Below are 17,275 nucleotides of genomic sequence, written 5' to 3' on the forward strand. Positions count from 1 at the left end.
ATCCCGCAGCCCACCCGTGCGCGATCAGCTCTCCCGCACGCTTCCGCCGCCGTCCACGGTGAGCATCGCGTTCGGGCCGCCCTCGCCGCACTCCGGGCCGTTGGGGAAGCGGCCCTTGGGGGTGACCCGCACCGTCCTGTCCAGCAGGGACGCGCCGCGCGCGCCCCGCAGGGTGAGCCGGACCTCGACCAGGCGCTTGGGCAGGCCCGCGACGTCCGCGAAGCCCTGTTTCTCGGCGGTGGGCACGGCGACGGCCGAGCACGTGTCGCCCGAGCAGGTCTGCTCGCCCGCCCGCGACCCCTGGAAGAGCTCCAGCCGGGGGCGCCGGCAGGAGCCGTCCCAGCACACCTCCAGGGTGGCGGACCTCACCTTGGCGGCGAGCGGCGCCTCCACGGTCAGCCCGACGCCGACGGGAGTGCCGATCAGGGTGCAGGGGTGGGGCGGCTCCGAGCCGCATCCGGTCAGCATGGCTGCGGCGGCAACGATCACGGCAAGTCTGCGCACACCCGTACGACGTGGCCCGCCCCCGCCCGGTTCAAGTCGTTTCCGGAGGATCTCGCCGCGGATCCGCGCCGCCGCCCTGCCCACGTGCCCGTCGCGGATCCGCGCCGCCGCCCTGCCTACGCGCCCGTCGCGGACTCGGGCCGCCGTCGGCCTCTCTACCTTCCGTCCTTGCCGTTGCCGTCGTAGCCGAGCAGGCGCATGGCGGTGTCGGGGTCCAGCGCCGCGGCCAGGAGTTGGGCCCTGGCGTGGGCCTGGTCGCGTTCGCGTTCCGTCCTGGCCTGCGCGGCACGCAGCCCCTTGACGGCGACGAACGCCAGCCCGCCGCCGACGATGACCGCGACCACGACGACGAACAGCACGAGCAGCAGCCCCGGCGACGCCAGGCCGGGCGGCGGTGAGACGCCCGTGACCGCGAACCCGGCGACGAGCGCCGCGGCCACCAGCGTGAGGAGGCTGGCGACGACCACCCAGACGCGGGGCCTCCGCTGCGGGGACGCGACGGGGGTCCCGGGCGTCGCCGCGTACGCGGGCGCGACGGGCGGAGGCTCCGGCGCCCACGGCACGAACTCGGGACGCCCAGGCCGACCGACCGTCACGACCTCCGCGGGCAGCCCGGCCGCGGCCGGGGCCGTCGCCCCAGGCGGCTCGGACGCGATCAGAGCGGGTGGTCCGGCCGTTGGGGCGGTCAGCAGGGGCAGGCCGGGCGCCCCCAGGAGGGCGGGCTCGACGGAGGCCGGGGCGGTGGGGCGCTCCTCGGCCGCGCCCGGCAGCTCGCGCTCGATGCGGCTGTGCTCCTTGTGCGCCCTGGCGGCGTCGCGGTGGTACTCCTCCAGGTCCTCGTACAGCTCGTCGGAGGCGTAGATCGTGCCGTCGACGAGCGGGCCGGGTGACCGCTCGATGATCGCCACCACGTCGTCGCCGTTGAGCGTCTTGTGCGTCTCCAGCGCGTGCGCCAGGCAGAGCACGTCCCTGCGGTGCTCCTCCAGCAGCCGCTCGGTCTTCTCGAGCAGCCGCACCAGGTTGAACTCGATCCGCTCGCCCAGCACGTCGGGGGCCAGGTCGGGCTGCCTCCTGGACGGCTCCCTGTCGGTGATGCCGATGGAGCCGCCGCCGGCGCGCCGCGGCATGGCCTTGCCGCCCAGGATCTCCAGTTCCTGCAGCGCGGGCAGCGAGGTGACGCCCGAGCCCATCCCCCAGTACGACTCCATGAGCGCGGTCAGGAACGTGGCCGAGTGCAGGTCGCCGGAGACGCCGGAGGAGTTGTCCTGGCCGAAGAACATCCGCTCCCCCGCCAGCGAGGCCAGGGAGACCATGATGTCGGCCTCGTACTCGGACTTCCACCGGGTGAACTGGTCCTCCGGCTTGATGGAGGCGACCATGCCGAGGTAGTCGGCGCCCTTCTCGATGGTGGCGATGTCGATCTCCAGGTGGAACCGGGTCACGTACGCCACCACCGCGTGGCACGCCTCGTGGACGGCCACCGCGTGCCGCTCGCGCTCGATGTACTCGACGTCCTCGGGCGGGCCGAGTTGCTTGAGCCGCTTGGCGCGCAGCACGTCCGACCAGGTGATGATCTCGCGGCCGTCGCGGATCGCGGTGATCAGCGACTCGTTGACCAGGTCCTTGATCGTGGCGCCGGTCGCGTACGGGGTGATCGTGGCGAGCTTGTCGATCTGCTCCGTGGTGAGCTCGTGCTCGACCTTGTCGAAGTAGCCCTGGTAGGTGCGCACCCGTCCGGCTTTGGACGGGTAGCCGACCTTGTAGATGCGGTCGATGCGGCCGGGCCGCAGGAGCGCCTCGTCCAGCGCGTCGGGACGGTTGGTCGCCATCATGACCAGGATGCGGAACCTGGGCGGCGGCTTGGGACGCATCCCGAGCAGCCGCCTGACCAGCCGGTTGAAGAAACCGCGCGGCTTCTTCAGCCCCGACAGCTCGGTGAGCAGGGCCTGCAGCGTGCCGGGGTCGCCGCTGTTCATGCCGCCGCCCATGAAGAAGCGGTTGCGGCGGCCCTGCTCGTCCCCGGCCTCGCGCCCGGCGCGGAAGGCGAGCGCCGCGCGGGTCTCCTCCGACAGGTAGTTCATACCGTGACAGCCGGAGAAGTGAGACGCGGAGAGGTGGGACGCGGAGAAGCCGCCGCCCTGCCCCTGCGGGCCCTGCTGGGCGAGCCTGCCACGCTTGCCGAGCGAGTCGGCCTCGTCGAAGAAGACGATCACTCCGCCGTACCTGAGCGCCAGCTTGCGCAGCTTCCTGAACAGCGTCTTCACCTTCAGGATGCCGATGCCCATGAACATGTTGGTGAACGCGCCGGGATCGACGAAGACGTACGGCTTGCCGGTCTCTCCGGCCACCGCCTCGGCCATGAGCGTCTTGCCGGTGCCGGGCGGCCCCCACAGCAGCAGGCCGCTGGGGACGTACCCGCCGCGCCGCTCGATCTCGTCCGGGCGCTCCAGGAAGACGATGTTCTCCCGGACCCGTTCGACCACGTGGTCCTGGCCCCAGACGTCGTGGAAGCGGGTCTTGATGTCGTCGGGGAAGTACGTCTCGACGCCGCCCCTGGACAGGAACCAGAACAGGCCGACGAACTGGATGATGACCACGAAGAACAGGAACACGATCTGGATGAGGAACGGCATCGCCTGCCAGATCAGCGCGGGCGCCCTGAACAGCGCCAGCAGCGGGCTGACCTCCAGCACCGCGCCCAGCACGAGCGCGAGCACCACGACCCAGAAGGCGATCTTGACCGCGCGCGAGACGCGGTACCTGGTCCAGTCGTCGAAACGCCGGTGCGACCAGCGCTCGAACCCGCCGAAGACGCGCCTGCTCCAGAACCGGTGGTAGCCCGACCAGCGCTCGCTGACGAGGAAGTGGAGCTGCCGCACCGCCTCCGCGCCGAGCAGCCAGAAGATCCACTGGTGGGCCCGCGCGATGGCCATCATGGCCTCGCCGAACGGCACCACGCCCTCGAAGTCGGCCATCACCTTCCAGGTGAGCACCAGGAAGGCCAGCACCAGGACGATGAGGAACTTGCTCCGATCCCAGAACCGCATCTTCTTCCTGGTCACGGCGTCGGGGTCGGTGGGGCCGCTGCCGGGGGCGCGTAGCCCTTCGTGGTGGACGGTCGTCACTGGTGCTCCCCTCATCCGGGCAGCCGGAGCAGCTTGAACGAATTCGCGATCTTGTCGAACTCCGCGGCGCGCTTCCTGAAGCAGATCGACTGGCAGCCGATGAGCATGACCGAGACCGTCCCGCCCTTCTCGTCGAGGATGGCGGTGTCGTCGAACGTCTGGACGTCGTCGCCGATCTGGTAGTTGAAGCGGACGCGGACCCCTCGGGCGCCATGGTCCAGGAGGAGGACCTGGTCGCTGAGCAGTTCGAAGCGCGCGTACAGCGGCGCCCGTCCGCTCGCCTCGGCCTGTGCCTCGTAGAGCTGGCGCACCTGGTCTGTCACCGGGAGGATGAAGTCGCGTAACCGGTTGAGCGAGATCGAGTCCCGCTCGTCGTCGGTGAGCCTGTGCACGGTGGCGTAGACGAAGGGGTCGGCCGAGCCGAGCAGGTGCGCGGGCGTCGGCTTGGCCGACTGGTCGAACGCCGTCGACCAGACGCGTTGCGCGCGCAGCGCGGCGGCCTGCGAGTTCGGATGCTCGCCGCTCAGGTACAGCTCGATGGGATACGCGTTGAGCTGGGTGAACGAGGCCGGGACCTTGAAGTACGTGGTGCCGTCCCTGTCACGTACGTAGGTGAACTCCGGCTGCCCGCACGCTGTCAGCGCGAGTGCGGCGACCAGGAGAGCGATCCAAGCCCGTGTCTTTTTCACCAGGGCTTACCTCCGCTTTACGGACCAACGGAGTTGTTGTGCCCGCTTTCGTGCGGAATGAGCCTGGTGTGCGGTGAGAAATCTTGACCAAATCTTGCTCGTCCATTGGCTTTACTTGTTACAGATCAACATCAACCCGCACGCCACCGCCGCGCCGGCGACGCTACAACGTTCATGCAACCCCCATTGGTTCATCTCAGGAAGTGGCGAAAGATATGAACATCCTCAGCAGAACCTGGAGCAATACATGACAGAACCGGCGGTGGAAGCAGTGGACTCCTTCGGCATCACGGCGGAGCGTCTGTTCACCGAAGTGTGGTCCCGCGATGTGATGCCGGTCAGGGAGCGCCGCCTCCTCCTGCTGGGCCTGCTGGTGGGCCAGGGCCTGAACCGCCAGTTGGACGTGCAACTCGACGCCGCCCTGCGGACGGGCGAGCTGACCGAGGTCGAGCTGCGCGAGGTGGTGGTCTTCCTCGCGCACTACGCGGGCTGGTCTCGGGGGGCGGAACTCAACGCGCAGGTCGAGGAGCTGATCGAGCGCGTCAGGATGGAGCGCTCCGACGGCCAGGACGGTGCGGGCTGAGCGAGCGGACATCCGCCACCCGTGTCCCACCCGGCGCCCGGATACCGGAAAATGGGAGCGATGCCCACCATCTACGACGTCGCCCGCCAGGCCGCGGTGTCCGCCGCCACGGTCTCCCGGGTGCTCAACGGAAACAAGACCGTCGATCCCGCCATGGTCGCGCGGGTGCTGACGGCGGTCCGCGAACTCGGCTACCGGCCCAACGCGGTGGCCCGCAACCTGCGCCGCAGCCAGACCACGCTCTGGGCGGTCATCATCTCCGACATCGGCAACCCGTTCTTCACCTCGATGGTGCGCGGCATCGAGGACGTCGCACAGCACTCCGGCTACTCGGTGGTGCTCTGCAACAGCGACGAGAACCCCGACAAGGAGGCCGTCTACGTGGCCGCCGCCCTCAGCCAGCAGATGGCCGGGGTGATCATCGCCTCCAGCGGCAACGGCAAGGCGGCCAAGACGCTGATCGACTCCGGCACCCCGGTCGTGGCGATCGACCGCGAGCTGCCCAGGGCGTCGGTCGACACGGTCGTGGCCGACAACGAGGGCGGCGCGGAGGCGGCGACCAGGCATCTGGCCGAGGCCGGGTACCAGCGCATCGCCTGCATCACGGGACCGGAGGGCGTGAGCACCGCCGACCTGCGGCTACGCGGCTACCACCGGGTCGCGGACGGGCCGGTCAGGCGGGCCGACCTGCGCGAGCAGGGCGGCTACGACGCGATGGCGTCGCTGCTGGCCGAGGACGAGCGTCCCGACGCGGTGTTCGTCGCCAACAACCTGATGGCGGTGGGCGCGATGCGCTGCCTGGCGAAGCACAAGGTGGCGGTGCCCGGCGAGCTGGGCCTCGTCGGCTTCGACGACCTGCCGTGGGCCGACCTGGTGCGCCCCTCGCTCACCACCGTCGCCCAGCCCACCTACGAGCTGGGCAGGGTGGCGGCCCGCCTACTGGTCGACCGCATCCACACCCCGGCCGGCAAGCCGTCCACGATCGTCCTGCCGACCGAGCTGCACGTGCGGGAGAGCAGCGCCCGCCCGCCCGCGCCCTGACCTCAGAGCGAGGCCCACCCGACCGCGCGCTCTCACCTCCGGTACGGCGGGCCGCCCGCGAGAGTGTGGGCGATGCCGGCCGTGGCCGGGTAGAGGTCGCGGTACAGGGCGTAGAGGTCGTCGTAGACGTCCGCGTCCGGTGACGGTTCCACCTGCGCGGCCGGCGGGTTCCACGACTCGACCGCCACGCCCGTCGCCCTGGCGGCCAGCAGCGCGTCGCCGTAGGCGGCGCCGACCGTGTGGGCGGGCAGGACCTGTGGCCGGCCGAGCACGTCGGAGACGATCCGCGTCCACAGGCCGCCCGCCGTGCCGCCGCCGACGGCGACCAGCCGCCGCGCCTCGCCGCCCGCCTCCCGCATGGCCTCCAGGTTGTGCCGGACGCCGAACGCCGTCGCCTCCAGCGCCGCCCGGTACAGGTGGCCGCGCCCGTGCCGCAGCGTCAGGCCGACGAGCGTGCCCCGCGCGTCCGGGTCGAAGATCGGGGTGCGCTCTCCCGCGAAGTACGGCAGCATGAGCAGCCCCTCGGCGCCCCTGGCGACGTCGGCGGCCTCCTTGGTGAGCGTCTCGTAGGACGCGCCGGTCAGGTCGCGCAGCCAGCCGGTGACCGCGCCCGAGGTGGCCATGCCCGCCGCCAGGTTGTGGCTGCCCGGCGTGATCCCGGCCGTCCCCCAGAACGACGGCGAGGTGACCCGCGAGCGGAGGATCTCCACGATGAACATGGTCGTGCCGTACATGAGCATGACGTCGCCGGGCTCGCGGACGCCGACGCTCTCCGCCTCGGCCCACGCGTCGATCGTCCCGGCGATGACCGGAATGCCCTCGGGCAGCCCGTACGCCGAGGCGGCCGAGGCGGTGACCGTGCCTGCGATCTCGCCGCTCCAGGCCAGCCGGGGCAGTTCCAGTCCGGGCGCGATCTCGGCGGCCCATTCGGGGATCCAGTCGAAGGCTCGGGTGTCGTAGAGCGGGTCGCACTGGCTGGCGGAGTGGTGGTCGAGCACGTACTCGCCGGTGAGCTCGTGCACGAGCCAGGAGTGCGCCATGAACAGCCGCCTCGTGCGCGCCCACACGTCCGGCTCGTGGGTGCGGATCCACTCCAGTTTGGGGCCGGCGGCCTGGGAGGTGAGCGGCGAGCCGCAGCGCTCCATGATGGCGGCCGGGCCGTACCTGTCGAGCTGCGCGGCGATCTCGGCGGTGGCGCGGGTGTCCACCCCGTACAGGATGGCCGGGCGCAACGGGGTGGCGTCGGCGGTGGCGGGCAGCACGCACGGCCCGATGCCGCTCACGCCGACGGCCGCGATGCCGGGCGCGGCCAGCTCGCGGGTGAGCGCCGCGAAGTCGGCCAGCCAGATCTCCTGCGCGTCGTGCTCGAACCAGCCCGGTCGCGGCGTGGCGGTGCGGTGCTCGCGAACCGCCGTGGCCACGACCGTGCCGTCGTCGGCGACGAGAACGCCCTTGGAGCTGGAGGTCCCGATGTCGATCCCGAGGAACATGTCAGTTCTGTCCAGAGAGGTCGTACTGCTTGTAGAGGTCAGGGGCATTCTCCTTGGTCACCTGCGTGGTGCCCAGGATCTGCTTCTTCTCCACCTGCTGCCCGTGCAGGATCTTGTTGACGGTGTCGGCGGCCTCCTGCGCGCCCGTCGGGTAGATGAAGGTGGCGGCGAGCTGCCCGAGCTGGACGGCCCGGATGCCGCCGTCGGGGATGGCCAGGCCGTCGATGCCGATGAACTTGATCTTGTCCGCGCGGCCCGCGGCCTGGGCGGCGAGGTAGGCGCCGAGGGCCATCGGGTCGTTGTGGCCGTAGACCACGTCGATCTGCGGGTGCTGCGACAGCCACTGCTGCATGACGGGCGTGGCCGCCTCCTTGAGCCACTTGGCCTCGCGGTCGGCGATGATCTTGATCTTCGGGTTGGCGGCGAGCGCCTCGCGGAAGCCCTTGTCGCGGTCGACCTGCGGCTGGTTGGACAGGATGCCGCGCAGCTCGACCACGTTGCCACCGTTCGGCAGCAGCCTGACGACCTCCTCGCCCGCCTTCTTGCCGATGAGGACGTTGTCGCCGCCGATGAAGGAGGTGTAGCACTCGGTGTTGACCGTCCGGTCCAGGACGATGACCGGGATCTTGGCGTCGCACGCCTGCTGCACCGCGGCCGTCAGCGGCGCGGGCTCGGTCGGCGAGACGATCAGCGCGTCCACCTTCTGCGTGACGAAGTTCTGCACCTGCGACACCTGGGTGGCGCTGGACTGCTTGGCGTCCGCGATCGGCAGCAGCTCGATGTCCGGATACTTCTTCAGGTAATGCTGGAGCTGAAGGTTGAGCTGCGCGCGGTAGGGCTCGGCGTTGTTGCTCTGCGAGTAGCCCACCACGAACTTCTTCTTCGCGCCCGCGGAGGCCGGGTCGGACGCGGTGGGCGCCTTGGACGCGCACCCGGCCACGAGTCCCGCGGCCACCACCACCGCGGCGACGATCTTGACGGTTTTCATGCGGTTTTCCCTCCTCGGAGGAATCGGAAGAGATCAGGACGCTGCAGGACGACCGCCACCACGACGATCAGTCCCTTGATCACGAGCTGCCAGTTGTCGCTGACCGCGTTGAGCCCGAGCACGTTGTCCAGCAGCGTCAGGATGAGCGCGCCGACGAACGTGCCGGCGATCGCGCCGCGCCCGCCCGCCAGCGAGGCCCCGCCGATCACGGCGGCGGCGATGGCGTCCAGCTCGAACGACTGGCCCGCCAGCGGGTCGGCGGACGCGCTGTAGGCGGCGTCGATCGGCCCGGCGAACCCGGCGAGCATGCCGCTCAGCGTGAACACCGCGATGGTGACCGCGGTGACGTTGACGCCGGACAGCCGCGCGGCCGTCGGGTTGCCGCCGACGGCGTAGACGTGCCGTCCGAACCTGGTCTTGCTGAGGACGAGGTGGAAGACGACGCAGACCACGACGAAGGCCAGCACCGGGTAGTAGATCCCGGCCCCGAGCGCGCCCTCGAACAGGTTGTGCCCCGGGGTGCCGAAGAGCTGGAACGACTCGGCCTGCGGAGTGAGCCTGCCGTCGGGGCCGGCGATCTGGGTGCCGACGCTGACGTTGTCGCTGACCTGCCGGTCGAGGCCGCGCACCACCGACAGCATGGCGAGGGTCATGACGAACGACTGGATGCGCAGCCAGGTCGTCCCCGCGCCGTTGAGGAAGCCGAACAGGGCGCCGACCGCCATGCAGATCGGCACGATCTGCCACGGTTCGAGGGAGAACTTCGACAGCATCATCGCGGCGGTCATCGAGGAGATGCCGAGCAGCGAGCCCACCGACAGGTCGATGCCGCCGGTGAGGATCACCAGCGTGACGCCGACGGCGAGGATGCCGCGCGAGGCGAACGCGCCGACGGCGTTGGTCAGGTTCGTCTCGTTGAGGAACATCTCGCCCTTGGTGGCGATGCCCACGGCCAGCACCAGCACCAGCCCGATGTAGGCCTGGGCCGCGCCGAGGGCGGAGAGCGTGCGCCGCATCCGGCTCTCCGGCTCCGCCTTGGCGGCGGGAGGAGGCGGCGCGGTCTGGGTGGTCATGCTGTCACCTGCCGTCTGGCCATCGCGGCCTCGAGAATCGCTTCCTGGGTGGCGCCGCCGCGCGGGAACTCGGCGGTGAGCCGGCCCTCGCAGAGCACGAGGACGCGGTCGCACATGGCCAGCAGCTCGGGCAGCTCCGACGAGGCGACGAGCACGCCCTTGCCGGAGGCCGCGAGCGAGGCCATGAGCGCGTGGATCTCCGCCTTGGCGCCGACGTCGATGCCGCGCGTGGGCTCGTCCATGAGGATCAGCTCGGGCGAGGTCAGCAGCCACTTGGCGAGGACGACCTTCTGCTGGTTGCCGCCCGACAGGTTGCCGACGGTGAACCGCAGGCCGGGCGTCTTCACCCTCAGCTCGTCGACCTGCTCGGTCACGGCGGCGGCCTCGCGCTTGCGGTCCACAAGGCCGAACACCGTGCCGAACACCGTGCCGAACCGGGCGAACTGTCTGAGCGAGGAGAGGCTGGCGTTGAAGCCGACCGTGTTGGCCAGGACCAGGCTCTGCGCCTTGCGGTCCTCGGCGACCAGCGCGACGCCGCGCCTGATGGCCTGGCCGGGGCCGCGCGGCCGGTAGGGCGAGCCGCCCAGCGTGACGGCGCCCCTGGCCGGGCGGTGCACGCCGAAGAGCGTTTCGAGCAGCTCGCTGCGGCCCGCGCCCATGAGCCCGGCGACGCCGACGATCTCGCCTCTGCGGACGTCCAGCGAGAGGTCGTGCAGCGCCGTGCGCCCGGCGGCCGGGTCGCCGGGGACCGACAGGCCCTCGACGCGCAGCAGCACCTCGCCGGCGGCGCTCGTGTCCGTGCGGGGGAACAGCTCGCCGAGCGGGCGGCCGACCATGAGCTGGATGAGCTCGTCCCTGCTCGTCCCGGCCATCGGGCGGTCGCCGACGTAGGCGCCGTCGCGCATCACCACCACCCGGTCGGCGATCTCCTCCAGTTCCTCCAGCCGGTGCGAGATGTAGACGATGCCGACGCCGCGTCCCGTCAGGTCGCGGATCACCTCGTACAGCCGGTGCACCTCGGCGTCGGCCAGCGCGGACGTGGGCTCGTCCATGACCAGCAGCCGCACGTTGAGGGAGAGCGCCTTGGCCACCTCGATGAGCTGCCGTTCGGCGATCTTGCACTGCTTGATGAGGCGGCGCGGCGACAGGTCGAGCCCGAGGCCGCCCAGCAGCTCCACGGTGCGCGCGTCCATCGTCCGGCGGTCCAGGGTGCCCCGCCTGGTGCGCGGCTCCCTGCCGAGGAAGATGTTGTCGGCGATCGACAGCTCGGGCACCAGGTTGAGCTCCTGGTGGATCATCGCGATGCCGTGCCGCTGGGCGTCCTTGGGCGAGTGGATCTGGACGACCTCTCCCCCGACCTCGATCTCGCCCTCGTACTCCTTGAACACCCCGGCGAGCACGTTCATCAGCGTGGACTTGCCCGCGCCGTTCTCCCCGAGCAGGGCCACGACCTCCCCTTCCCCGACGGTCAGCGACACGCCGTCGAGCGCCCGCACGCCGGGGAAGGACTTGCCGATGCCGCGCATGGCCAGGATGGTGTTCACCGCAGGCTCCACGCCGCGTACGACGCCGCCGACCAGGGGGTCTTCGGCGTGAGCGTGACGGTGATCCGCGCCTGGCCCCGGGTGACGCTCGCCGGGATCTGGTAGACGTCGTCCAGCCAGCGGCGGCTCTGGTTGCCCAGCGGCTGGACCCAGTCGGGCAGCCGCCGTCCGTTGACCGTCACCTCGGCCTGCTGCCAGGGCCGGCTCTGGTCGCTGGTGCGGCGCAGCTCGACGCCCCGGTTCTCGCGGTCGATCTTCAGGGTGAAGGAGACCGGGCCGGTCGCGGTACGCGTGGCGGCCTTGAGCGCCTGCGGGGCCTTCCAGTCGCCCTCGAAGACCGAGTCGAGCGTGACGGGCGCGCCGCCGCCGGTGTACTGGTGGGCCTGCTCGCTGGCCTGGTCGCCGACCGTGAGCGCGTCGGTCTGGCGGGTGGCGGCCTGCGGCCTGCCGTACCAGAAGGCGGTCGAGGAGTAGACGGCGTCGATGTTGTTGACCCAGCCGTGCTCGATCCCGAAGTCGATGCCACTCCCGAACGCGACCGCGTCGCCGATCATCAGCCGGTACGCGCCGGTGCAGTCGCTGTCGTCCGGGCAGCCGGTGTACGGGGTGAGATGGGCGGGGTTGCCGTGGAAGGGGGTGTTGAACGTCTCCCTGTTGAAGTACCAGCCGGCCTGGTAGAAGTCCTCGGTGCCGGTGCCGTGGATCTGCGGGGTGCGGGAGCCGTCCACGTGGACGCGCTCGTCACCCTCCAGGTAGTTGCGGTGCGTCGGGCCGCGCATGGTGTGGCTGACGCCGACGAACTTGCCCTGCCCTGTGGCCTGGAGGAACGGCCAGCTCTGGTCGGGCGTGGTCGCGCCCTCCCGAGACTGCGTCTGGAAATATCCTGGCATCTTGCCCGAGCGGTCGGCCGACGTGACCGACGCCTTGCCCGCGTCCACCGCGCGCTTCGAGCCGTTGTACAGCTCGACCGTCGCCCCGCCCTGGTACGGCATGGGCCACCAGGACGACATCGTGCTGGTCTTCTCGTCGACGGCCGACATCAGCGACCTGACCGGCGTCACGGCGTGGCCCGAGCCGAAGAACTCGCCCAGCGGCGAGTCCACGGTGCGCCTGCCGTCGAAGCTGATCCGCAGCCGCAGGCCCTGCAGCAGCTCCCGCGCCTGCGCGATCTTCGCCTGCGCGGCGTCGTCGAGCGGGTAGCCGAAGGTGCGCACGCCCTGCCAGGTCTGACCGCCGATCGTGTACGCGTGCGCGGCCTCGTCCGCGGGGTCGCCGACGTCGACCGTGTCGGTCCGCCTGCCGGCGCTGTCGGCCCAGTAGGTGAACTCGTTGTAGTCCAGGTCGGAGGAGACGAACGCGTTTCTGATCGTGAGCCGGTCCTTGCCCTTGGTGAGGGCGGCGGGAAGGTCCACGACCTCCTCCGCCCACAGCCCGGAGGGCAGCTTCCTGCTCGGCGCCCACTGCCCGGCCTCCTGGCCGTCCACCAGGACCTTGGCCACCTGGTTGCCGATGGCCGGGTCGATCCGCCTGGTCAGCCGGACGCCCTCGTTGGCCGGGTCGACCTTGACGGTGAACTGGCTGTAGCCGTTCGCGCCGAACGCTCGGCCCTCGTCCGTCTCGTTCCTCGCCGGCACGTGCTCCGCCTGGGGCAGCTGGACCTTCAGGGCGGAGATGACGCCGGAGCCGCGCGTGCCGGCCAGCCGCACCGTCTGGCCCGGGTTCACGCGCAGCGCCGTGTCCTGCGTGCGCGCTCCGGGAAGCGCGGGCTTGGGATCCGTCCCGGACGAGAACCTCTCGATCACGTCGAGCGCCTTGTCGGCCGGGTCGAACGTGGAGACGCCGGCCGCGTCCGCGAAGGTGCGGTAGGTGACGTGGTAGAAGAGCGGATTGTGCTCCGTGGTGATCCGCATCGAGCGGGTGAACGGCATCGGGACCTCGACGTACACGCCGCCCGAGCTCTGGTCCGCGTTGCCGACCAGCGGCTTGACGAACGGGGCGCCGAGCTTCCCGTCGACCAGGTCCTGCAGGCTCGCGTCCACGACCTTCTCGCCGTCCAGCTCGATCGTGATCTTGCCGGTGCGGGTGACGTCGCCCTCGTCCCTGGTGAACCAGATGGCGTTCACCTCGCCCGCGCCCGAGTGCTCCGCGATCACGCAGCCCTGGGCGTCGGTGCGCAGGCACGAGTACGTGCCGGCGAAGCCGTCCTCGTTGTCGCCGGCCCTGTCGAAGCTGGAGAACTGCTTGGTCTGGACGCCGACCGGCAGTTCGGGCAGGCGCTCCAGGTGGCGGTAGACGTCCCAGCCGACCGGGCCCTTGTCCGTGCCTATGTTGGGGCCCACGGCGGGGTCCACAGTGACGGCCTGCGCCGAAGTGACGAGCGATCCTGCCAGCAGGACGCCGGCGAGCAGGCTAGGCAGCATCCCCGAACCCCTCGAAGTCGACGCCGAGCTGGGCGCACACGGCGGCCAGCTCCTCCACGTGGTCGCCGGGCACCGCGTGGATGTGGTTGGAGCCGAACCGTCCCAGGAACTCCGTCGCCGGGACGTGCAGGCGGGTGAACGCGTGCGGCCACTCGAAGGTGGACTGGCGGGCCATCCGCTCGTTCGTCTCGTCGTCGTACAGCTCGAAGTCGCCGCGCATCACGTGCATGCGGTAGCGGCCGTCCCTTCGGGTGAGCCTGGCGAAGGTGGCGGCGCCGGGCGCGGCCAGGTGATGGACGCTCGCGCCGCCCGCCGGGAAGAAGAACACCTCCGGGTAGAAGTGGGTCTTCGCCAGGTTCTCCAGCGGGTCGTCGGAACGGGCCGCGTACCAGGTGGCGTGCTGGCCGGAGTTGCACAGGTCCCACACGTCGCGGTCGGCGTGGTAGTGGCGGACGTCGGCGAACAGCACCGGGTCGCCGCTGATCAATTTGAGGATCTGCATGGTCAGGGCGCCGTCCATGTCGGCCTCGGTCGCGCAGACGTGCGTCTCCTTCGGCCCCTCCCAGTCGTACGGGTCGTTGAGGAACGCCTCGGCGACGTCCATCGTGCAGAAGTGGGTGGTCAGCTCGGGCTGGCCCTTGATGCCGGAGAAATCGAGGTTCCACTCGTCGATCAGCTCGCGCATCGCGTAGTACGTGCGGATCTGCCGTTCCAGCAGCTCAGGAGTGAGCGACTTCCCGTCGTAGTGCACGTTGCCGTGCCGCTCCAGCCACTCCCTGCCCTGCTTCACCCGGGACGCCTCGACGTCCCCGCTGCGGCGCACGATCTCCCACTGGTCGATCTCCTCGACGTCCACGCCGAAGGTGCGCATCCACTGGTCGGTGTTGGAGACGGCGGTGTACATGCCCATCGGCCGCCCGCCGATCCTGCCGAACGTCGAGCCGCGCAGCCCCTGGACGGCCTGCGCGGCCCGCACCTGCGCCAGGAGGGGCTTCAGCACGGCCTCGTCGGTGATGTCGCCCCAGGCGCGGGAGTGCACCCGGCCGATCTGGTCCAGCCCGCCGCCGGCGGCCAGCATGCCGACCATGCCCGGCTGGGCCGGGTCGATGTTCGCCATGAGCAGCAGCGGGCCCTGTGTCGCCTCGGCCGCCAGCATGGTGAAGTGCGGGAAGGCCCAGACGGTGTAGTTGAAGATGGTCAGGTCCGGACGCCGGTCGGCCAGCCAGCGGGCCTGCGAGGTGGCCAGCTCGTTCGTCCAGACGATCTCGGGCGCGACGATGACCTCGTGCCCCTCCTTGCGCAACGCCTCCGCCAGGCCGTTCGTCGCGGTGTTGATGTGGTCGACGAGGTCGCGGGCGACGAAGTCCCGCCCGTCCGAGATGCTCAGCAGTCCGATGCGCGCCACTACGAATGCCCTTCACGAGAAATCGTTTGCTGGAAATCGATTTCTCGTAAAGCTAGATTCGGCCCCGGAGACTGTCAATGGAGGCTTGGATCACAAGATGGCAACGGGGGATGTGAGCTGGGAATCCATCGCCGAAGAGGGTTGCGCGGACCCGGATGGGGCGCCACGGCGGCGGGGGCGCGACCGACCGTCTCGCCGGAAACGCCCCCTGAAACGCCCGCCTCTGCGGACGGCCGACGCTCGCCCGAGTCCCACCAGACCAGGCCGGCGCAGCCTCCGTCGGGCCGAGCACCCCTACATGCGAGGAATCGTTTTCTCGCAAACGTCAACAAATCGGCCAGAAGTCCCTCGCGCGAGGAGGTCGGCCGCACGGCCGAGGTTCGGCCGCCTCGCGCATCTGAAGACCGGCCACAAGCTGCGGGGCGAGGTCGCCTAACAGGAAGCGCGGCCCGCTTCAGCCACGGGCCGGCTGATCCGGCTATTCGGGCGCGGGCAGGGCAGGGCCGAGCGTCGACTGGAGGTACGTCATGGCCTCGGCGAACTTCGGGTCTGCGGCTCGCTCCCCCATCTGTTCGGGGGTGAGTTCGGCGACGCGTTCCTGGATCCACCAGACGTTGCCCAGCGGGTCGCGTACCCGGCCGACCTTGTCGCCCCACAAGAGTTCGGTCGGCCGGGTGACGAGGGCGGCGCCGGCCTGGACAGCACGCTCGACGACCGCGTCGGCGTCGGCCACGAAGAGTCGCAGCAGGCCCGGGGTCTCAACGGGGAAGGGCGAGTCGAACATCATCACGATGGCGTCGCCGATCCGGGCCTCAGCGTGGCCGATCGCACCGCCGTCCACATGCACGCGACCAAGTTCCTCGGCGTCGAACGCCTCCTTGATGAAGTCGATCAGCCTGGCGGTGTCCTTCGTGACGATCCAAGGCGTGACGGTGTTGTATCCCTCGGGAGCAGCGGAAAACAGGTCTGCCATCAGTGCTCATCCTTTACGGTTTGTGCCGTTGACGTCGACGACTCTATCAGAACGGAATGATTTGTTCCACTAAGAGTCGGTGCCTGCGTGACGCCTTGGGCCTCCACAGCGAACTCCCCATGCGATCATCGTCCAGGCTTGGAGCTTCACACGCGGAAAGCAGGGACATGACTGACCAGTCGGCATTCTCCGAGGACGAGCTGAACCAACTGCTGCACCTGCCCCGGCAGGTGGCGTGGGCGGCGGTACTGGCCGAGGACGACGGCGTCATCGGGATGGCCAGGGAGCTGTACGCCGGCGGCAAGGCACTCGTGGAAGCCGAGCAGCGCACCAACGAGCTCATCAAGGCGCTCGCGGCACGCACCCCGAAGGGCGAGGCGGTCGGCTCAGCCCGGGACGAGGCGGTCGCGGACGCGCTCGCCAACGCCCCAGCGGCCATCGCCCTGCTGCGCGGCAAGGGCACCGAGGACGATGTTCACGCCTACGGGCAGTGGTTGATCGATATCGCCGTCGAGGTCTCCAACAGCTCCAGGGGAGTCTCCGGGGCCGAGCAGGAGTTCATCAACCAGCTCGCCGAGGCGATCAAGGGCTGACGGAACGCCTCGATGTCGTGAGCGGCTAGGGTTCTGGTCATGCCTACCGCAATGATCACGGGCGCGACCGCCGGCATCGGCGCCGCCTTCGCCCGGCGCCTGGCCGGTGACGGCTTCACCCTGGTACTGGTGGCCCGTGACGAGGCCAGGCTCACCGACGTCGCCGGCCAGCTCAAGCTCAGGTACGGCGTGAACGTCGAGGTGCTGGCCGCCGACCTGGCCACCGACGAGGGGCTGTCACGTGTCGAGTCGCGTCTGCGCGACGGCGTGGACCTGCTCGTCAACAACGCGGGCTTCGGCCATCCCGGCGCCTTCCTCGAGGTGCCGGTCGAGGACGAGGTCCGCATGCTGAAGGTGCACTGCGAGGCCGTGCTGCGGCTGACCCTGGCCGCGCTGCCCGGGATGAAGGAGCGCGACAGAGGCGCGGTCATCAACGTGGCGTCCGTCGCCGCGTTCTTCACCCGCGGCACCTACAGCGCCTCGAAGGCGTGGGTGGTCAACTTCAGCGAGTCCGCCGCGGCTGAGGTGAGGAACCCGCGCGTCAAGGTGATGGCGCTCTGCCCCGGTTTCGTGCGGACCGAGTTCCACCAGCGCGCCACGATGGACGTGTCGGGTATCCCCGGATTCCTCTGGCTGAAGGCCGACAACGTGGTGAACGAGGCGCTGCGCGACCTGGCGCTGGGCAAGCGGGTGTCGATCCCCGACGCCCGTTACAAGGCGATCGTCGCGCTGGGCAGGCTGGTGCCGCGCGGCCTGGCGGGCCGGATCTCCGCACGCATCGGCCGCTGAAGCCGCTCCGAAGCGGGGGCGTCCACGAGCGCGAAAGAGCGGGCCCCCACCGCGGGAG

General features: G+C 70.3%; 14 protein-coding genes. 4 read left to right on the forward strand and 10 right to left on the reverse strand.

Going from position 1 to position 17,275, the window contains the following annotated elements; translation table 11 throughout:
* Positions 1–24 precede the first annotated feature (24 nt).
* The 3 genes from ABT294_RS47330 to ABT294_RS47340 form a co-directional block, all read right to left on the reverse strand.
* Entirely contained in the window at positions 25–504 is a 480-nt protein-coding gene (locus ABT294_RS47330) for a hypothetical protein (protein WP_350813099.1), read from the reverse strand.
* 155 nt (positions 505–659) lie between these two features.
* The gene (locus ABT294_RS47335) at positions 660–3,629 is read right to left on the reverse strand and encodes an AAA family ATPase (RefSeq protein ID WP_350813100.1); all 2,970 of its coding nucleotides are present in this window, start codon (positions 3,627–3,629) and stop codon (positions 660–662) included.
* 11 nt (positions 3,630–3,640) lie between these two features.
* A complete protein-coding gene (locus ABT294_RS47340; RefSeq protein ID WP_350813101.1) occupies positions 3,641–4,318 on the reverse strand; it encodes a hypothetical protein in 678 nt (225 codons plus the stop codon).
* Between the two features lie 247 nt (positions 4,319–4,565).
* Between ABT294_RS47340 and ABT294_RS47345 the strand changes: the two genes are divergently transcribed.
* Both ABT294_RS47345 and ABT294_RS47350 read left to right on the forward strand, forming a co-directional pair.
* A complete protein-coding gene (locus ABT294_RS47345; RefSeq protein WP_350813102.1) occupies positions 4,566–4,901 on the forward strand; it encodes a carboxymuconolactone decarboxylase family protein in 336 nt (111 codons plus the stop codon).
* A 60-nt stretch (positions 4,902–4,961) separates the two neighbouring features.
* A complete protein-coding gene (locus ABT294_RS47350) occupies positions 4,962–5,942 on the forward strand; it encodes a LacI family DNA-binding transcriptional regulator (protein ID WP_350813103.1) in 981 nt (326 codons plus the stop codon).
* A 32-nt stretch (positions 5,943–5,974) separates the two neighbouring features.
* Here ABT294_RS47350 and ABT294_RS47355 read toward each other — a convergent pair whose 3' ends face one another.
* The 7 genes from ABT294_RS47355 to ABT294_RS47385 all read right to left on the reverse strand — a co-directional run bounded on the left by ABT294_RS47355 (position 5,975) and on the right by ABT294_RS47385 (position 15,835).
* The gene (locus ABT294_RS47355) at positions 5,975–7,432 is read right to left on the reverse strand and encodes an FGGY-family carbohydrate kinase (RefSeq protein WP_350813104.1); all 1,458 of its coding nucleotides are present in this window, start codon (positions 7,430–7,432) and stop codon (positions 5,975–5,977) included.
* A 1-nt stretch (position 7,433) separates the two neighbouring features.
* Positions 7,434–8,420 carry a substrate-binding domain-containing protein gene (locus ABT294_RS47360; RefSeq protein WP_350813105.1) on the reverse strand — a complete coding sequence of 329 codons (987 nt, stop codon included), beginning with the start codon at positions 8,418–8,420 and terminating at the stop codon, positions 7,434–7,436.
* On the reverse strand, positions 8,417–9,493 hold the full coding sequence (locus ABT294_RS47365) for an ABC transporter permease (RefSeq protein ID WP_350813106.1): 1,077 nt from the start codon (positions 9,491–9,493) through the stop codon (positions 8,417–8,419). The genes ABT294_RS47360 and ABT294_RS47365 overlap by 4 nt, the downstream gene beginning before the upstream one ends.
* Positions 9,490–11,037 (reverse strand): sugar ABC transporter ATP-binding protein, encoded by a 1,548-nt coding sequence (locus ABT294_RS47370; protein ID WP_350813107.1) that lies wholly within the window; start codon positions 11,035–11,037, stop codon positions 9,490–9,492. Before ABT294_RS47370 ends, ABT294_RS47365 begins: the two co-directional genes overlap by 4 nt.
* Positions 11,034–13,457: a glycoside hydrolase family 172 protein gene (locus tag ABT294_RS47375; RefSeq protein ID WP_350813108.1), complete on the reverse strand. Its 2,424-nt coding sequence runs from the start codon at positions 13,455–13,457 to the stop codon at positions 11,034–11,036. Before ABT294_RS47375 ends, ABT294_RS47370 begins: the two co-directional genes overlap by 4 nt.
* Positions 13,447–14,862, reverse strand: a complete 1,416-nt coding sequence (locus ABT294_RS47380; protein WP_350813109.1) for an L-fucose/L-arabinose isomerase family protein — start codon at positions 14,860–14,862, stop codon at positions 13,447–13,449. Before ABT294_RS47380 ends, ABT294_RS47375 begins: the two co-directional genes overlap by 11 nt.
* A gap of 478 nt (positions 14,863–15,340) precedes the next feature.
* Positions 15,341–15,835, reverse strand: a complete 495-nt coding sequence (locus ABT294_RS47385; RefSeq protein WP_350813110.1) for a VOC family protein — start codon at positions 15,833–15,835, stop codon at positions 15,341–15,343.
* A 167-nt stretch (positions 15,836–16,002) separates the two neighbouring features.
* Between ABT294_RS47385 and ABT294_RS47390 the strand changes: the two genes are divergently transcribed.
* Positions 16,003–16,428, forward strand: a complete 426-nt coding sequence (locus tag ABT294_RS47390; protein WP_350813111.1) for a hypothetical protein — start codon at positions 16,003–16,005, stop codon at positions 16,426–16,428.
* A 39-nt stretch (positions 16,429–16,467) separates the two neighbouring features.
* Positions 16,468–17,217 carry an SDR family NAD(P)-dependent oxidoreductase gene (locus ABT294_RS47395; protein WP_350813112.1) on the forward strand — a complete coding sequence of 250 codons (750 nt, stop codon included), beginning with the start codon at positions 16,468–16,470 and terminating at the stop codon, positions 17,215–17,217.
* Positions 17,218–17,275: the final 58 nt, after the last annotated feature.

This window comes from Nonomuraea sp. NPDC000554 (assembly GCF_040300065.1).
Classification (GTDB): Bacteria; Actinomycetota; Actinomycetes; order Streptosporangiales; family Streptosporangiaceae; genus Nonomuraea.

Coding starts and splice junctions, on each gene's coding strand:
- ABT294_RS47355 (WP_350813104.1), bottom strand. CDS start 7,432: ATGTTCCTCGGGATCGACATCGGGACCTCCAGCTCCAAGGGCGTTCTC.
- ABT294_RS47385 (WP_350813110.1), bottom strand. CDS start 15,835: ATGGCAGACCTGTTTTCCGCTGCTCCCGAGGGATACAACACCGTCACG.
- ABT294_RS47395 (WP_350813112.1), top strand. CDS start 16,468: ATGCCTACCGCAATGATCACGGGCGCGACCGCCGGCATCGGCGCCGCC.
- ABT294_RS47350 (WP_350813103.1), top strand. CDS start 4,962: ATGCCCACCATCTACGACGTCGCCCGCCAGGCCGCGGTGTCCGCCGCC.
- ABT294_RS47375 (WP_350813108.1), bottom strand. CDS start 13,457: ATGCTGCCTAGCCTGCTCGCCGGCGTCCTGCTGGCAGGATCGCTCGTC.
- ABT294_RS47390 (WP_350813111.1), top strand. CDS start 16,003: ATGACTGACCAGTCGGCATTCTCCGAGGACGAGCTGAACCAACTGCTG.
- ABT294_RS47360 (WP_350813105.1), bottom strand. CDS start 8,420: ATGAAAACCGTCAAGATCGTCGCCGCGGTGGTGGTGGCCGCGGGACTC.
- ABT294_RS47365 (WP_350813106.1), bottom strand. CDS start 9,493: ATGACCACCCAGACCGCGCCGCCTCCTCCCGCCGCCAAGGCGGAGCCG.
- ABT294_RS47345 (WP_350813102.1), top strand. CDS start 4,566: ATGACAGAACCGGCGGTGGAAGCAGTGGACTCCTTCGGCATCACGGCG.